At 72.4% G+C, this 13,841-nt stretch carries 16 protein-coding genes and 1 pseudogene; 7 read left to right on the forward strand and 10 right to left on the reverse strand.

Going from position 1 to position 13,841, the window contains the following annotated elements; genetic code table 11:
• Nucleotides 1-18 precede the first annotated feature (18 nt).
• Genes AMY39116_RS0306390 through AMY39116_RS0306415 form a run of 6 tightly spaced genes read right to left on the reverse strand, consistent with a single transcriptional unit; the run spans nt 19 to nt 4,433 of the window.
• Nucleotides 19-771: an urease accessory protein UreD gene (locus AMY39116_RS0306390; protein WP_020416868.1), complete on the reverse strand. Its 753-nt coding sequence runs from the start codon at nt 769-771 to the stop codon at nt 19-21.
• The gene (gene ureG, locus AMY39116_RS0306395) at nt 768-1,466 is read right to left on the reverse strand and encodes an urease accessory protein UreG (protein ID WP_027935688.1); all 699 of its coding nucleotides are present in this window, start codon (nt 1,464-1,466) and stop codon (nt 768-770) included. Before ureG ends, AMY39116_RS0306390 begins: the two co-directional genes overlap by 4 nt.
• Nucleotides 1,456-2,121: an urease accessory protein UreF gene (locus AMY39116_RS0306400; protein WP_020416870.1), complete on the reverse strand. Its 666-nt coding sequence runs from the start codon at nt 2,119-2,121 to the stop codon at nt 1,456-1,458. Before AMY39116_RS0306400 ends, ureG begins: the two co-directional genes overlap by 11 nt.
• Nucleotides 2,121-3,827: an urease subunit alpha gene (locus tag AMY39116_RS0306405; protein ID WP_020416871.1), complete on the reverse strand. Its 1,707-nt coding sequence runs from the start codon at nt 3,825-3,827 to the stop codon at nt 2,121-2,123. The genes AMY39116_RS0306400 and AMY39116_RS0306405 overlap by 1 nt, the downstream gene beginning before the upstream one ends.
• A complete protein-coding gene (locus tag AMY39116_RS0306410) occupies nt 3,824-4,120 on the reverse strand; it encodes an urease subunit beta (protein ID WP_027935689.1) in 297 nt (98 codons plus the stop codon). Before AMY39116_RS0306410 ends, AMY39116_RS0306405 begins: the two co-directional genes overlap by 4 nt.
• Before the next feature lie 10 nt (nt 4,121-4,130).
• A complete protein-coding gene (locus AMY39116_RS0306415; protein ID WP_020416873.1) occupies nt 4,131-4,433 on the reverse strand; it encodes an urease subunit gamma in 303 nt (100 codons plus the stop codon).
• A gap of 242 nt (nt 4,434-4,675) precedes the next feature.
• Here AMY39116_RS0306415 and AMY39116_RS0306420 point away from each other — a divergent pair, with 242 nt between their 5' ends.
• The gene (locus AMY39116_RS0306420; RefSeq protein ID WP_027935690.1) at nt 4,676-5,818 is read left to right on the forward strand and encodes a citrate synthase 2; all 1,143 of its coding nucleotides are present in this window, start codon (nt 4,676-4,678) and stop codon (nt 5,816-5,818) included.
• 22 nt (nt 5,819-5,840) lie between these two features.
• On the opposite strand, the gene AMY39116_RS0306425 is transcribed toward AMY39116_RS0306420, so the two are convergent.
• Nucleotides 5,841-7,004 (reverse strand): MFS transporter, encoded by a 1,164-nt coding sequence (locus AMY39116_RS0306425; RefSeq protein WP_020416875.1) that lies wholly within the window; start codon nt 7,002-7,004, stop codon nt 5,841-5,843.
• Between the two features lie 47 nt (nt 7,005-7,051).
• Nucleotides 7,052-7,258 carry a hypothetical protein gene (locus AMY39116_RS0306430; RefSeq protein WP_020416876.1) on the reverse strand — a complete coding sequence of 69 codons (207 nt, stop codon included), beginning with the start codon at nt 7,256-7,258 and terminating at the stop codon, nt 7,052-7,054.
• A gap of 15 nt (nt 7,259-7,273) precedes the next feature.
• On the opposite strand from AMY39116_RS0306430, the gene AMY39116_RS0306435 reads away from it, so the two are divergent.
• The 3 genes from AMY39116_RS0306435 to serC are packed head-to-tail and all read left to right on the forward strand — an operon-like array spanning nt 7,274 to nt 10,424.
• Nucleotides 7,274-7,888 (forward strand): TetR/AcrR family transcriptional regulator, encoded by a 615-nt coding sequence (locus AMY39116_RS0306435; protein WP_027935691.1) that lies wholly within the window; start codon nt 7,274-7,276, stop codon nt 7,886-7,888.
• A gap of 4 nt (nt 7,889-7,892) precedes the next feature.
• Complete coding sequence (locus AMY39116_RS0306440) at nt 7,893-9,245, forward strand: serine hydrolase (RefSeq protein ID WP_020416878.1); 1,353 nt, start codon at nt 7,893-7,895, stop codon at nt 9,243-9,245.
• Nucleotides 9,246-9,299: 54 nt separating this feature from the next.
• Nucleotides 9,300-10,424 carry a phosphoserine transaminase gene (gene serC / locus AMY39116_RS0306445; protein ID WP_020416879.1) on the forward strand — a complete coding sequence of 375 codons (1,125 nt, stop codon included), beginning with the start codon at nt 9,300-9,302 and terminating at the stop codon, nt 10,422-10,424.
• A gap of 109 nt (nt 10,425-10,533) precedes the next feature.
• Here serC and AMY39116_RS0306450 read toward each other — a convergent pair whose 3' ends face one another.
• Nucleotides 10,534-11,757: a glycosyltransferase 87 family protein gene (locus tag AMY39116_RS0306450; protein ID WP_235716072.1), complete on the reverse strand. Its 1,224-nt coding sequence runs from the start codon at nt 11,755-11,757 to the stop codon at nt 10,534-10,536.
• Between the two features lie 84 nt (nt 11,758-11,841).
• Between AMY39116_RS0306450 and sepH the strand changes: the two genes are divergently transcribed.
• The 3 genes and pseudogenes from sepH (at nt 11,842) to AMY39116_RS48050 (ending at nt 13,282) form a co-directional block, all read left to right on the forward strand.
• Nucleotides 11,842-12,624 (forward strand): septation protein SepH, encoded by a 783-nt coding sequence (sepH, locus tag AMY39116_RS0306455; RefSeq protein ID WP_020416881.1) that lies wholly within the window; start codon nt 11,842-11,844, stop codon nt 12,622-12,624.
• A 60-nt stretch (nt 12,625-12,684) separates the two neighbouring features.
• Entirely contained in the window at nt 12,685-12,915 is a 231-nt protein-coding gene (locus AMY39116_RS0306460; RefSeq protein ID WP_020416882.1) for a DUF433 domain-containing protein, read from the forward strand.
• Nucleotides 12,912-13,282: pseudogene (locus AMY39116_RS48050) on the forward strand (DUF5615 family PIN-like protein). The gene AMY39116_RS0306460 and the pseudogene AMY39116_RS48050 overlap by 4 nt, the downstream one beginning before the upstream one ends.
• Here the strand turns inward: AMY39116_RS48050 and AMY39116_RS0306470 are convergent.
• The gene (locus AMY39116_RS0306470) at nt 13,271-13,792 is read right to left on the reverse strand and encodes a hypothetical protein (protein WP_020416884.1); all 522 of its coding nucleotides are present in this window, start codon (nt 13,790-13,792) and stop codon (nt 13,271-13,273) included. The pseudogene AMY39116_RS48050 and the gene AMY39116_RS0306470 sit on opposite strands and share 12 nt — an antisense overlap.
• Nucleotides 13,793-13,841 lie beyond the last annotated feature (49 nt).

Consider the following 13,841-nt stretch of genomic DNA (forward strand, 5'->3'; position numbering starts at 1 on the left):
TTACTCACCCGTAACAGCTCACGTTAGGGCCTGGGGGGCCACTCCGAAAGCCAGCGAACGGTGACACCTGCCACGGCCCAGCAGCTCCTCGGCGGTGACCGCGTCCGGGGCGAGCGCGGTGATCAGGTGCCCCGCGACCGGCAGCGGCGTCACCGCCCACCAGTCGCCGCTCGACGGCTCCACCACCTCGTCGCCGACCAGCAGCTCGGTCGCCAGCACGCGGCGCCCGGCGAGGACGGCGGCGCTGGCGTCCAGGGCCGGGTCGCCGACGGTGAGGGTCTGGTCCAGCACCGGCCTGCCGCCCGAGGTGACGCGCTGCGACGTGGTGAGCCGTCCGGGTGCTTCACCCGCGCGGCCGAGGACCAGCACCTCGCGCGTGCGGAAACGTGCGGTCCCGTCCAGGGTCGCGATCAGCTCCGCGGTGTGCCGGGCCCGCGCGGTGACCACGGTCGGTTCCGGCAGGTACGCGAGCGACCCACCGGCGCCGACCTCGACCCGCACGGACGACCTGCTGGCCGCCGCGGCAGGGCCGGGCAGCGCGAGCGTCGCGGCGACGCCGGACAGTCGCAGGTCCGCGCCCGGCCCGACGCAGACCTCCAGCACCAGCTCGTCCCCGCCGAGCGGGGAGGTCGCCGAGTTGACCAGGTGGACCTGGGCCGCGGGACCGGACGCGCGCCGCGGCACCAGGGTCAGCGGCGCCATCGACTTCAGCTCCCGCAGCACCGTCCGCCCGCCGGCGACCTCGGCCACGAGCCGGGCGTGCGCCTTCACCCGGCGAGCTGCTTGCGCACCCAGGCCGCCACGTCGGGCGCGTCCGGCGTGCGCACCAGCGACTGGGTGATCACCGGCAGCTCCCCGCGCATGCGGTGGGCGTCGGAGGTCATCACGTCCATGTCGGCGTTGACCAGGTGGGCGATGTCGATCTTGTTGATCACCAGCAGGTCGGCCGTCGTGACGCCCGGCCCGCCCTTGCGCGGCACCTTGTCCCCGCCCGCGACGTCGACCACGAAGATCTGGCTGTCCGCCAGGCCCCGGCTGAACACCGCGGTCAGGTTGTCCCCGCCGCTTTCGATGATCACCAGCTCCAGGCCGGGGAACCGCTCCTCCAGCCGTTCCACCGCGTCCAGGTTGGCGGTGATGTCGTCGCGGATCGCGGTGTGCGGGCAGGCGCCGGTCTGCACGGCCTCGATGCGCGCCGGGTCGAGCACCCCGGCCTTGCGCAGGAAGTCGGCGTCCTCGGTGGTGTAGATGTCGTTGGTCACGACGGCGAGGTCGATCTCGTCCCCGAGCGCCCGGCACAGCGCGGCGGTCAGCGCGGTCTTGCCGCTGCCGACCGGCCCGCCGATGCCGATGCGGAAGGCCCGGCCGCGGGACGGCGGCGCCTCGTAGCGGTCGGGTTCGGTGGCCGTCGGGTCGAAGTTGACCGGGTGCACGTGGCCGTGCCCGTGTCCGTGTTCAGCTGGCAAAGAGACGCACCTCTTCCTGGTGGTGGCGCAGGTGTGCTTCGGCGAGCAGGTCCAGCGCCGGTGATCCCGGGGACGGCAGCCGCGCCGGGTCGGTCCCGGCGCAGCCGGCCGCCTTGTCCGCCACGGCTTCCAGGTCGGGCGCGAGCGCCGCGACCACCGCGTTCACCGCGAACGGGTCGAACCCCAGCAGCCGGACCGCCGCGCTCGCCGGCCCGCTGACCGCGAGGTAGGCGACGGTCAGCGCCGCGTCCCGCGGCGTGCCCCCGGAGACGCCGGTGAGCGCGCCGGTGATGATCGGGTGGTGCGGGCGCGGGGTGGCGGCCAGCAGCTCGTCGATCACCGGGGACGGCCAGGCGATGCGACCGGCGCGCGCGGTGCCGCGGCCCTGGGCGCGTGAGGCCGCGCGCTGGGCCGGGGACGGCGTGCGGGCGTCGAGCTCCTCGTCCAGCCGCGTCCACTGCCTGCACCCGACGGACGCGGCGGCGAAGGCGGCGGCGAGGTACCCGGCCGTCCACAAGCGACCGTGCAGGAAGCCCGGCAGGTCGCGCACCTCGCGGATCAGGCCGCGCGCCACGGCTTCCTCCAGCCCGCCGGAGTGCACGTGGCCGCCGCCCGGGAACCGGGAGTCGGCAAGCAGGATCGCGGAGATGCCCATCAGAACAGGAAGTACCGCTGGGCCATGGGCAGTTCGGCGACCGGCTGCGGCTCGATCAGCTCGCCGTCCACGTGCACGGCGAAGCTGTCCGCGTCGACCTGGATGTCCGGCAGCGCGTCGTTGAGCACCATGTCGGCCTTGGTCACCCGCCGCACGTTCTTCACCGGCACCAGCGCGCGGGTCACCGGAAGTTCGGTGCCGAGCGCCTCCGGCGCGACGAAGTACAGGCTGCTCGCGGCGGCCACGGACGGCGCGGCGCCGAACATGGGCCGCGCGAGCACCGGCTGCGGCGTCGGGATGGACGCGTTGGCGTCGCCCATCGCGGCCCACGCGACGAACCCGCCCTTGAGCACGACGTGCGGCTTGACGCCGAAGAACTTCGGCTCCCACAGCACCAGGTCGGCGAGCTTGCCGACCTCGACCGAACCGATCTCGCCGTCCATCCCGTGCGCGATGGCCGGGTTGATCGTGTACTTGGCGACATAGCGACGCGCCCGCAGGTTGTCCGCCGCACCGTCGCCGGGCAGCGCGCCGCGGCGGCGTTTCATCACGTGCGCGGTCTGCCAGGTGCGGATGATCACCTCGCCGATCCGGCCCATCGCCTGCGAGTCCGAGCTCATCATCGAGATCGCGCCGAGGTCGTGCAGCACGTCCTCGGCCGCGATGGTGCTCGGCCGGATCCGGCTCTCGGCGAAGGCCAGGTCCTCCGGCACCGACGGGTTGAGGTGGTGGCACACCATGAGCATGTCGAGGTGCTCGTCAAGGGTGTTGACCGTGTGCGGGCGGGTCGGGTTGGTCGACGACGGCAGGAAGTTCGGCAGCCCGGCGACCTTGATGATGTCCGGCGCGTGCCCGCCGCCCGCGCCCTCGGTGTGGTAGGCGTTGATCGACCGGCCGGCCACCGCGTCCACAGTGGACTCCAGGAACCCGGCCTCGTTGAGCGTGTCGGTGTGGATCGCCACCTGCACACCGGATTCGTCGGCCACGGACAGGCACGCGTCGATCGCGGCCGGCGTGGTGCCCCAGTCCTCGTGCAGTTTGAACCCGCCGGCGCCGGCCGCGAGCTGCTCCCGCAGCGCTTCCGGCCGGACGGTGTTTCCCTTGCCCAGCAACAGGACGTTGACCGGCTGGCCGTCCATCGCCTGCAGCATCCGGGCCAGGTTCCACGGCCCCGGCGTGACCGTGGTGGCCTTGGTGCCCTCCGACGGGCCGGTGCCGCCGCCGACGAGCGTGGTCAGGCCGGAGGCCAGCGCGGTGTCGACGAGCTGCGGGCAGATGAAGTGGACGTGGCAGTCGACGCCGCCCGCGGTGAGGATCTTCCCGTTGCCGGACAGGACCTCCGTGGCCGGGCCGATCACCAGGTCCGGGTCGACGCCGTCCATGGTGTCCGGGTTGCCCGCCTTGCCGATGCCGACGATCCGGCCGTCGCGCACACCCACGTCGGCCTTGACCACGCCCCAGTGGTCGAGCACGACGGCGCCGGTGATGACCAGGTCCGGCGCGCCCTCGGCGCGGGTCGCCATGCCCTGGCCCATCGACTCGCGGATCACCTTGCCGCCGCCGAAGAGCACCTCGTCGCCGGAGCCGTCGCCCATGCTGCGGTCCTCGGTGACCTCGATGAGCAGATCGGTGTCGGCCAGCCGGATCCGGTCTCCGGTCGTGGGCCCGAACAGCTCGGCGTAGCGCTCGCGGTCGATGCTGGTCACTCGGCGTCCTTCCGCAGGCCCGGCACCACGCCGCGGCCCGCCAGCGGCACCAGGCCGACCTCGCGCTCGACGCCCGGCTCGAAGCGGACGGAGGTGCCGGCGGGGATGTCCAGGCGGTGACCGCGCGCGGCCGCCCGGTCGAATTCGAGCGCCGGGTTCGTCACCGCGAAGTGGTAGTGCGAGCCGACCTGCAGCGGACGGTCACCGGTGTTGCTCACCCGCAACCGCACGCGTGGGCGACCCGGGTTCAGCTCCACGGGTGATTCCGCCGGGATGATCTCTCCTGGACGCACTCGGTGCTCCTCAGACGATCGGGTCGTGCACGGTGACGAGCTTCGTGCCGTCCGGGAAGGTGGCTTCGACCTGGACCGAGTCGACCATCTCGGGCACGCCGTCGAGCACCTGCTCCCGGGACAGCACGGACCGGCCGCTGGACATCAGCTCGGCGACCGTGCGGCCGTCGCGGGCGCCCTCCAGGACGTGGTCGGTGATGAGCGCGACGGCTTCCGGGTAGTTCAGGCGCACGCCGCGCTCCAGCCGCTTCCGCGCCACGTCGGCGGCGACGTGGACCAGCAACTTGTCGCGCTCCTGGGGGCTCAGGTGCATGGGCTCAGGTCTATCACCGCGTGGACGGCGACACGCAGGCGCGAAACACAGGATTTACGTGCGAACGGCCCATCCGGCTGAATCGTTCTCGTAATCGTGACCGAAACCACCGCATTCTTCGATTGCCCCTACGCCGTTCGAGGGGCATGGTGTGGTCACCGTGCGACGAGGCGCCCCCGAGCGCGTCACGCGCGCGTAACAACTCCATGTCGGGGAAGAATGCGCAGCGAAAGGTTTCACCAGTGACTACCTCAGCGCCCGTTGCGAACAACACTGAACCGGACGACGGGTTCAAGCCCGGTCTGGAAGGCGTGGTCGCCTTCCGCACCCAGATCGCCGAGCCGGACCGCAACGGCGGCGCGCTGCGCTACCGGGGCGTGGACATCGAAGACCTGGCAGGCAAGGTCAGCTTCGGCGACGTGTGGGGCCTGCTGGTCGACGGCCACTTCGGCAACGGCCTGCCGCCCGCCGAGCCGTTCCCGATCCCGGTGCACACCGGCGACGTCCGGGTCGACGCGCAGGCCGCGCTCGCGATGGTCGCGCCGATCTGGGGTTTCCGGCCGCTGCTGGACATCAGTGACGAGGAGGCGCGGGACAACCTCGCGCGCGCCTCGGTGATGGCGCTGTCGTACGTGGCGCAGTCCGCGCGCGGCGTCGGGGTGCCTGCCGTGCCGCAGTCCGCGGTGGACGCGGGGCACACGATCACCGAGCGGTTCATGATCCGCTGGCGCGGCGAGCCGGACCCGGCGCATGTCAAGGCCGTCGACGCGTACTGGGTGTCGGCGGCGGAGCACGGCCTCAACGCCTCGACGTTCACCGCGCGCGTGATCGCTTCGACGGGCGCCGACGTCGCGGCCGCGTTGTCCGGCGCGATCGGCGCGATGTCGGGCCCGCTGCACGGCGGCGCGCCCGCGCGGGTGCTGCCGATGATCGAGGCGGTCGAGAAGGAAGGCGACGCGCGCAAGGTGGTCAAGGGGATCCTCGACCGCAAGGAGCGCCTGATGGGCTTCGGGCACCGGGTGTACCGGGCGGAGGACCCGCGGGCCCGCGTGCTGCGGCGGACGTGCCGCGAGCTGGGCGCCGCGCGGTACGAGGTGGCCGAGGCGCTGGAGCAGGCCGCGCTGGCCGAGCTGCGCGAGCGGCGCCCGGACCGCGCGATCGAGACGAACGTCGAGTTCTGGGCGGCGGTCATTCTGGACTTCGCGCAGGTCCCGACGCACATGATGCCGGCCATGTTCACCTCGGCGCGCACCGCGGGCTGGGCGGCGCACATCCTGGAGCAGAAGCAGACCGGCCGGCTCGTCCGCCCCTCGGCGAGCTACGTCGGCCCCGGCCCGCGCTCGCCGGAGGAGGTCGAGGGCTGGTCGGCGGTCAAGCCGCTGTAGTCCGTCGCGGAATGCCCCGGGATCACTGCGGTTCCGGGGCCTTTTCGCCGCGCGCCGTCACCGCGCGCAGCACCGGGCGCACCAGGACCGCGCCGGCCAGGAGGATCACGGCCGCGCCGAGGCAGGCCGCGCGCCAGCCGGAGCCGGTGCCGTAGAGCAGGCCGGCGGTGAAGGCGCCGATGGTGGCGCCGAGCAGCGTCGCGCTCTCGTAGATGCCCATCGCCCGGCCGAGGCTCACCCCCGCGGCCTCGGCCACGATCTCCTGCTCGACGGGGATCGCCGCGGCGAACGCGGCCGCCGACAGCACCCACATCCCGGCCAGCACCACCGGGTTGGGCGCGAACGACAGTCCTGCCGCGAAGACCGCGCTGCACCCCATCGCCAGCGACAGCACCGTCGTGCGGCCCAGCCGTCCGGTCACCTTGTGCAGGTACTCCGGCAGTGTCGTGTAGACGATGAACCCGGGCAGGAACACCCCGGCGATCTCGCCCAGCTCCAGGTGGTGCCCGCGCTGCAGGTGCATGAGCAGCAACAGGGCCACGCCCGCTTCGGCGAGCGCGGTGATCACCACGAGCAGCAGCATCGGCCGCAACCGCCTGCCCAGCTGCCCGAACCCCTGCCCGGTCGTCCGCGGCGCGGCCGGACCCGTCGGCGCGAGCATCACCACCGCCGCGACGGCACAGGCGGCCGCGCCGAGCCAGAACACGCCGCGGTAGTCGATGCGCGGCACCAGGGACATGGCGGCGACGAAGGCGATCCACGTGCCAGCGCCCTCGGCGGAGAACAGTTTGCTGAACGCGGCCTTGTCGTTGTCGAGCCCTTCGCCGACACGGGCGCGCAGCGCCACCCAGAAGATCGCCCCGCCAGCGCCGCCGAGCACCGCGGCCGCGAAAGCCGGCCCCAGCCCCGGAGTGACCGCGTACCCGGCGAACGACAGTCCATAGAGGACAGCGCCGATGGCGGCCAGCCGTCCGCGGTCGAAGCGGTCGGCCAGCACCCCCGCGAGCGGCCGCACCACGAACGACACCAGGGTCTCCAGCGCCGTCAGCGCCCCCACCCCGGCCGCGCTCGCGCCCAGCGCGCTGCCCGCCCACAGGGGCAGGAAGAAGTCCAGGACCTCGACCGGCCCGCGCGTCAAGGCCGCGGCCAGCTCGTTCTGACTCGCGCGGCGTTTCCCCTGCGCCATCGCAACCCCCAGGTTTTGAAGATACGATCGTATCTTAACGCGCGCGGTCAAACGATTTCGGCGACTCCGTCGATCTCGCACCTGGGCGTCGAAGTCGGCCGGATTTCGTGCGTGGCCGGGTCGAGCGGCCCCTGTCCGGAGGTGAAGACCAGGTCGCCGGCGCGCATGGCCTGGGACAGCGGCGGCTCGGTGCCGTCGGGGAAACGGACGAACGGAGCCGTGCCGGTGTGGATTCTCTCGATCATGCGCGCCATCCCGCCGAACCTAGGATGGCAACCGTGCCCAAGATCGTGGACCGCGAGCAGCGCCGCCGGGAGATCGCGGAAGCCGTGCTCCGGCTGATCGCCAGGGAGGGCATCGAAGCGGTCAGCGTGCGCACCGTCGCCACCGAGGCCGGGCTCTCCGCAGGGGCCGTGCAGAAGTACTTCGCCACCCGCGACGAGCTGTTCCGCTTCGCGTTCGACCTCACCGGCGAGTACATCGAGCAGCGCTGGATGCGCGTCCCGCAGGGCCACCTGCTCACCATGCTGCGCGCGCTCGTCGCCGAGGCCCTGCCGCTGGACGACCAGCGCCGCGCCGAGGTCATCGTCGTCCTCGCGTTCGCGGCGCGCGCCGCGGTCCTCCCGGAGTGGGCGGACCACCTGCGCGAGGGCTACGAGTTCATGCGCGCGCAGACCGCCGACTTCCTCGGCCAGGCCCAGCGCCACGGGCACGTCCGCGACGACCTGGACGCGGGGAAGCTCGCCGACGTCGTCGTCGCCCTCACCGACGGCTTCGCCCAGCACCTGCTGCAGGCCCCGCCCGGGTCGGAGCTGCACCGCCGCCTGCTCGGCTCGCTCGAGTTCGCCCTCACGGAGCTGCTCGCGCCCCGCGCGGCAGAATGACGGCATGCTGCCCAGCACCGAGTTCGCCCTGCTCCGCCGCCTGTCCCTGGAACAGGTGAACGGCCGCGCGCCGTCGATGGTCGCCGCCGTCGTCCGCGACGGCGAGGTCGCCTGGTGGGGCGCGCGTGGCTCCGTCGACGGCGCCGCGCCCGACGACGACACCCAGTACCGCCTCGGCTCGATCACCAAGTCGATCGTCGCCGCGCTCGTGATGCGGCTGCGCGACGAGGGCCGTCTCGACCTCAACGACCCGCTGGACAAGCACGTGCCTGGCACGAGCTTCGGCGCCTCCACCGTCGGGCAGCTGCTCTCGCACACCGGCGGACTGACGTCGGAGTCCCCCGGCTCCTGGTGGGAGCGCAGCGAGGGCGGCGACTGGGCCAGCCTCGAGGCGAGCCTCGCCCGGGACGCGCTGAAGAACCGCCCCGGCAGCCGGTTCCACTACTCCAACGTCGGCTACGGCGTGCTCGGCGAGCTGATCGCCCGCCACCGCGGCACCGACTGGCTGACCGCGCTGAACCGCGAGGTCCTCGAACCGCTGGGCATGTCGCGCACGACGCCGCACCCCACCGGCAAGCACGCGCGCGGCTGGGCGGTGCACCCGTTCGCCGACCTGCTGCTGCCCGAGCCCAGCCCGGACGCCGGCGCGATGGCCCCGGCCGGGCAGCTGTGGTCGACGGTCCGCGACCTGGCCCGGTGGACCGCGTTCGTCGGCGGCGACAGCGCGGACGTGCTCAGCCCGGACACCGTCGCCGAGATGCGCGCGGTCGCCACGGTCGACGACGCCGACACCTGGACCTCCGGGTACGGCCTCGGCCTGCAGGTCCTGCGCCACCAGGGCAGGCGGCTGGCCGGGCACACCGGCTCGATGCCCGGGTTCCTCGCCTGCACGCTGGTCGACGAGGTCACCGGCACCGGCGCGCTGACCCTCGCCAACACCACCTCCGGCCCAGCGATCCTCGGACTGGCGGTCGACCTGATCTCGATCGCCGACGAGCAGGAGCCGAACCTGCCCGAGGAGTGGCGCCCGTCCGAGGTGGACCGGTCGCTGCTCACCCTCACCGGCCTGTGGCACTGGGGCCCGACGCCCTACCACCTGCGGCTGATCCCGGGCGGCATGCTGAGCCTCGCCCCGGTCAGCGGCATGGGCCGCGCGTCCCGGTTCCGCCCGGTCGCGCCGGACGAGTGGCTCGGGCTGGACGGCTACTACGCGGGCGAGACGCTGCGCGTCGGCCGCGACACCGACGGCACGCCGCGGCACCTGGACCTGGCGACGTTCGTCTTCACGCGCACCCCGTACGACCCGGCCGCGCCCGTCCCCGGCGGCGTCGACCCGGAGGGCTGGCGTACCGCATAGTGGGACCCGCCACCGCCGTCACGCGGCGGAAACGCGACCTGCGAGACTGGGTCCATGACCGATGAGCTGACCATTCCGGCTGAACTGAAGCCCTCCGACGGGCGCTTCGGCTGCGGACCGTCCAAGGTCCGGGCGGAGCAGCTGGCGAACCTCGCTTCCGAGGGCGCCGCCTACATGGGCACCTCCCACCGGCAGAAGCCGGTGAAGTCCCTCGTCGGACGGGTGCGCTCCGGTCTGTCCCAGCTCTTCTCCCTGCCCGACGGCTACGAGGTCGTGCTCGGCAACGGCGGCACCACGGCGTTCTGGGACGCGGCCGCGTTCGGTCTGGTGAACGAGCGTGCGCAGCACTTCACCTACGGCGAGTTCTCGTCGAAGTTCGCCAAGGTGACCTCGGACGCGCCGTTCCTGGGCGACTCGATCGTCGTCAAGGCCGAGCCGGGCAGCGCCCCGGAGATCGCCTACGAGCAGGGCGCGGACCTGGTCGGCTGGGCGCACAACGAGACCTCGACCGGTGTCGCGGTGCCGGTGCGCCGCCCCGCGGGCAGCGAGGGCGCGCTCGTCGCGATCGACGCCACCTCGGGCGCAGGCGGCCTGCCGGTCAAGGCCGAGGACTTCGACGTCTACTACTTCGCGCCGCAGAAGTGCTTCGCCTCCGACGGCGGCCTGTGGCTGGCGCTGATGTCGCCGGCGGCCATCGAGCGGGTCGAGAAGATCGGCTCCAGCGGCCGGTGGATCCCCGAGTTCCTGTCGCTGACCACGGCGCTGGACAACTCGCGCAAGGACCAGACGTACAACACCCCGGCGGTGGCGACGCTGTTCCTGCTGGCCGACCAGATCGAGTGGATGCTGTCGAACGGCGGGCTCGACTGGGCGGTGTCGCGCACGCAGGACTCCTCGACGCGGCTGTACGAGTGGGCCGAGGAGACCAGCTACACCGTGCCGTTCGTGAAGGACCCGTCGCTGCGCTCGCAGGTCGTGGGCACCATCGACTTCGTGGACGAGGTCGACGCGGCGCAGGTCGCCAAGGTGCTGCGGGCCAACGGCATCGTCGACGTCGAGCCGTACCGCAAGCTGGGCCGCAACCAGCTACGCGTCGGCATGTTCCCCGCGATCGAGCCGGGCGACGTCACGGCGCTGACCAGCTGCATCGAGTGGGTCGTCGAGCGGCTTGGCGACTAGGTTCTGTCTTATAAGCGGCGGAGCCGCTTGCGGTGGGCCGTCACCTGGCACCGCCGCGGGTTCTGAGGTGGTTCCTGGCGAGGACAGCGCCGACGTGGTGAACTGGCGTTCATGAGGAGGCGATCCCACAGCCAGGGGCCGCCTCAGGTTCCGCCACCCGCACCGCCACGCAAGCCGCTTCCGAAACACGCCCTAGTCCCAGCACCAGGAGCAGCAGGACGCCGGTGAGGACGTAGCTCTCGGCGAGCGGCCAGACGCTCCGGTGGTCCCACAACGGGCTGACCACGAACACCATTGTCGCGAGGGCGGCGGTTCCGAGCACCAGCGGCCGGAACCGCCGCCCTCGCCACGTCAGGACCCCGATCACCGGCGCCGCCCACACCCAGTGGTGGGTCCAGGACACCGGTGAGACCAGCAGCGCGCCGACCGCGCACGCCAGCAACGCCACCACGGCGTCGGCGCGCCGCATCACCAGCGCGGTGACGACGAGGGTGACGGCCACCGCGACCAGCCAGGCCCAGGTCGGCGCGCCGAGCCGGGCGAGCAGGCCGTGCAGCGACTGGTTGCCGATGTAGCCGGGGTCGCCGACCCGCTCGCCCTGGAAGACCAGTTTCGTCCAGTACGTGACCGAGGCCTGCGGCGCGATCGCCCACGCCAGGAGCGCGCAGGCGGCGAACGTCGCGACCGCTCGCCCGGCGGCCCGGAAGTCCTTGCGCAGCAAGAAGAACAGCACGAACGCGGCCGGGGTCAGCTTGACCGCCGCGGCGAGGCCGACCAGGAATCCGCGACGGCGGACCGGGGCGAGCGCGTCGACCGCGACGAGCAGCACGAGCAGCAGGTTGATCTGCCCGAACCCGAGTGTGGCGCGCACCGGCTCGCTGAACGACGCCACCGCCTGGACGATCAGCGCGGCGCCGCCGAACACGTGCAGCCGCCGGTCGTACCGGGAAAAGCACAACGCGAGCACGGCGCCGAGCGCGACGACGGACACGACGGTGATCCCGACGAGCGCGACATCGGGCGGAATCACCAGCAACGGCGCGAAAACGAACGCGGCGAACGGCGGATAGGTGAACGGCAGGAGTGTTCCGTTCCGCGTAGGCGGCAATGGGCCGTACGGGTCACCGCGGTCGAAGAACGCCTGCGCGCCGAGCCGGTAGACGTCCAGATCCAGGCCGTCCAACCGCTTCCAGGCCAGCAGGATCCCGACCAGCACGACTTCGATCGCCACTCCCGTGGCCAGCACCCTCCGCCCCACCGCGCAATACTCGCGGATCCTGATCACCGGGGTCCCGTCCGGGTGGCCGAACGGGTGGAATTGCTGCAAGATCAACCAAAAAGTGTCGGCGCGCCTGCCCCGTCAAGCGGACGCGCCGACCTACCGTGAACACCCGAAGGTGAAGTCAGGAGGAAGCGGATGCGGACGCTGAGAGTGGTCGGGCTGCACGAGGACGGTAAGTCCATCGTGTGCGAAGACCCAGCGCGGCGCGAGCGTTTCCTCCTGCCCGCCGATGAGAAGCTGCGCGCGGCCGTCCGGGGCGACGTGCCGAGGCTCGGGCAGATCGAAATCGAGACGGAGAGCCAGATGCGACCACGCGAGATCCAGGCCCGGATCCGGGCCGGCGAGTCGGTGCAGCAGGTCGCGGACGCCGCCGGGGTTTCGGTGGAACGGGTGGAGCGGTTCGCGTACCCGGTGCTGCTGGAGCGGTCCCGCACCGCCGAGCTGGCACAGTCGGCGCACCCGGTGCGCGAGGACGGCCCGGACGTGCGGACGCTCGGCGAGATCGTGGCGTACGCGTTCGGCGTGCGAGGCCAGGACTACTCGCAGGCGTCGTGGGACGCCTGGCGCGGCGACGACGGCCGGTGGATCGTGGCGCTCCGGTGGACCGCGGGCCGCTCCGACAACGCCGCGCACTGGCAGTTCTCGGCCGGCGCGCACGGCGGCACGGTCACGGCGCTGGACGAGCACGCCGAGGACCTGCTGGACCCGCACCGCACGCCGCGGACGCTGCGAGCGGTGGGCGCGGAGGCCGAGCCGCTGCCGGAGCCCGAGCCCGAGCCGGCGGACGAGCAGCCCACGCTCGACATCGACGCCCACCCCGACCCGACGGCAGCCAAGCCGAAGCCGAAGAAGAAGGCCCACCCAGCCGTCCCAGCCTGGGAAGACGTCCTACTGGGAGTCCGCAGCCAGCGCGGCTGACAGCCACGGGGTTGGCGCGAGTTTCCGCAACTCGGGCGAGTTCCGGCTAGCATCGGACACGTGACATTCGAGCGGATCACCGTGGACGCTGACCTGATGGGGGGTCAGCCGTGCATCCGTGGCCTACGGATACCCGTGGCCACGGTGATCGCCATGCTTGCCGACGGCATGACCGTGGACGAGATCGTCACCGAGTTGCCCGACCTCACGCCTGGTGACGTCGTGGAGGCGCTGCGGTTCGCCGCCGAAGCAGTACGGGAACGTGAGCTGCCCCTGAGGCACACCGCGTGAGGTTCCTCGTCGACAACAATCTGTCGCCTGCGGTTGCCAAGCTCCTCACCGACGCCGGACACGAGGCTGTCCACCTGCGGGAGTACGGTCTGCAGGCCGCTCCGGACCCGGTCGTGCTGGCCGTGCCCGCGACGAAGACCGGATCCTGATCTCGGCGGACACCGACTTCGGCACCCTCCTCGCCCGGGAGCACGCCGACCGTCCATCGGTGCTGCTCGTTCGCCGTCTCGTCGGTCGACGAGCTGCCGATCAGGCAGCCGTCATCATCGCCAACCTTCCGACGGTCGAGGACGATCTGGCGAGCGGTGCAGTCGTCGTGCTCGCCGACGATTGGCTCCGCGTGCGTCGTCTCCCATTACTGCCCTGATCGACTACGCGGAACCGGCCCCACACCAGACCGCCGCCCCGGCAGCAGCGACGCATGCCGCTGCCCCGGCCCCTCCCCATAACGCGAAGCCAGCCAATCGGCCACGACCCCGGTCCCGGCAGCGTAAACACCCTTGTGCGCCAGGTCCACGACGAGCTCCCGCCGCGGCCAGGTCCACGGCGGCGCCCCCACCCCGGTCGCGTTCTCCAGCGTCTGGTCGTTCGTCAGCCGGACCGCCCAGAACATGGCCGACGCCCACGGGCCGCGCAGCCCGGCCGTCGCCATCACGCCCCGCAGCGCCCCCAGCAGCGCGCCCTGCCCGAAGTGCATCGCCAGGTTCACCGACCGCCGCCTGCCGTCCGGCAGCCCGAGCAGCCGTGCGAGGGTCCGCCCCGGCACGTGCGAGTCCGGCCGTCCGGTGAACCGCTGCTCGACCTTCTCCGCCGCCGTCATCACGAGCACGCCCGCCAGCCCGGCGACCGCGCCCTGCGCTACCGCTCGTCCCCACATGCGGGCACGTCTACCCGCGCCGGGCGAATCGAACCACCGCCACGGGGTA

The sequence above is a fragment of the Amycolatopsis sp. ATCC 39116 genome, from assembly GCF_000231075.2.
GTDB lineage: Bacteria > Actinomycetota > Actinomycetes > Mycobacteriales > Pseudonocardiaceae > Amycolatopsis_E > Amycolatopsis_E tucumanensis.

What these genes read in the sequence shown, in the direction of transcription:
- AMY39116_RS0306400 (WP_020416870.1), bottom strand. Translation starts at nt 2,121, where the DNA reads ATGGGCATCTCCGCGATCCTGCTTGCCGACTCCCGGTTCCCGGGCGGC.
- AMY39116_RS0306415 (WP_020416873.1), bottom strand. Translation starts at nt 4,433, where the DNA reads ATGCACCTGAGCCCCCAGGAGCGCGACAAGTTGCTGGTCCACGTCGCC.
- AMY39116_RS0306425 (WP_020416875.1), bottom strand. Translation starts at nt 7,004, where the DNA reads ATGGCGCAGGGGAAACGCCGCGCGAGTCAGAACGAGCTGGCCGCGGCC.
- AMY39116_RS0306430 (WP_020416876.1), bottom strand. Translation starts at nt 7,258, where the DNA reads ATGGCGCGCATGATCGAGAGAATCCACACCGGCACGGCTCCGTTCGTC.
- AMY39116_RS0306435 (WP_027935691.1), top strand. Translation starts at nt 7,274, where the DNA reads ATGGCAACCGTGCCCAAGATCGTGGACCGCGAGCAGCGCCGCCGGGAG.
- AMY39116_RS0306440 (WP_020416878.1), top strand. Translation starts at nt 7,893, where the DNA reads ATGCTGCCCAGCACCGAGTTCGCCCTGCTCCGCCGCCTGTCCCTGGAA.
- serC (WP_020416879.1), top strand. Translation starts at nt 9,300, where the DNA reads ATGACCGATGAGCTGACCATTCCGGCTGAACTGAAGCCCTCCGACGGG.
- sepH (WP_020416881.1), top strand. Translation starts at nt 11,842, where the DNA reads ATGCGGACGCTGAGAGTGGTCGGGCTGCACGAGGACGGTAAGTCCATC.
- AMY39116_RS0306470 (WP_020416884.1), bottom strand. Translation starts at nt 13,792, where the DNA reads ATGTGGGGACGAGCGGTAGCGCAGGGCGCGGTCGCCGGGCTGGCGGGC.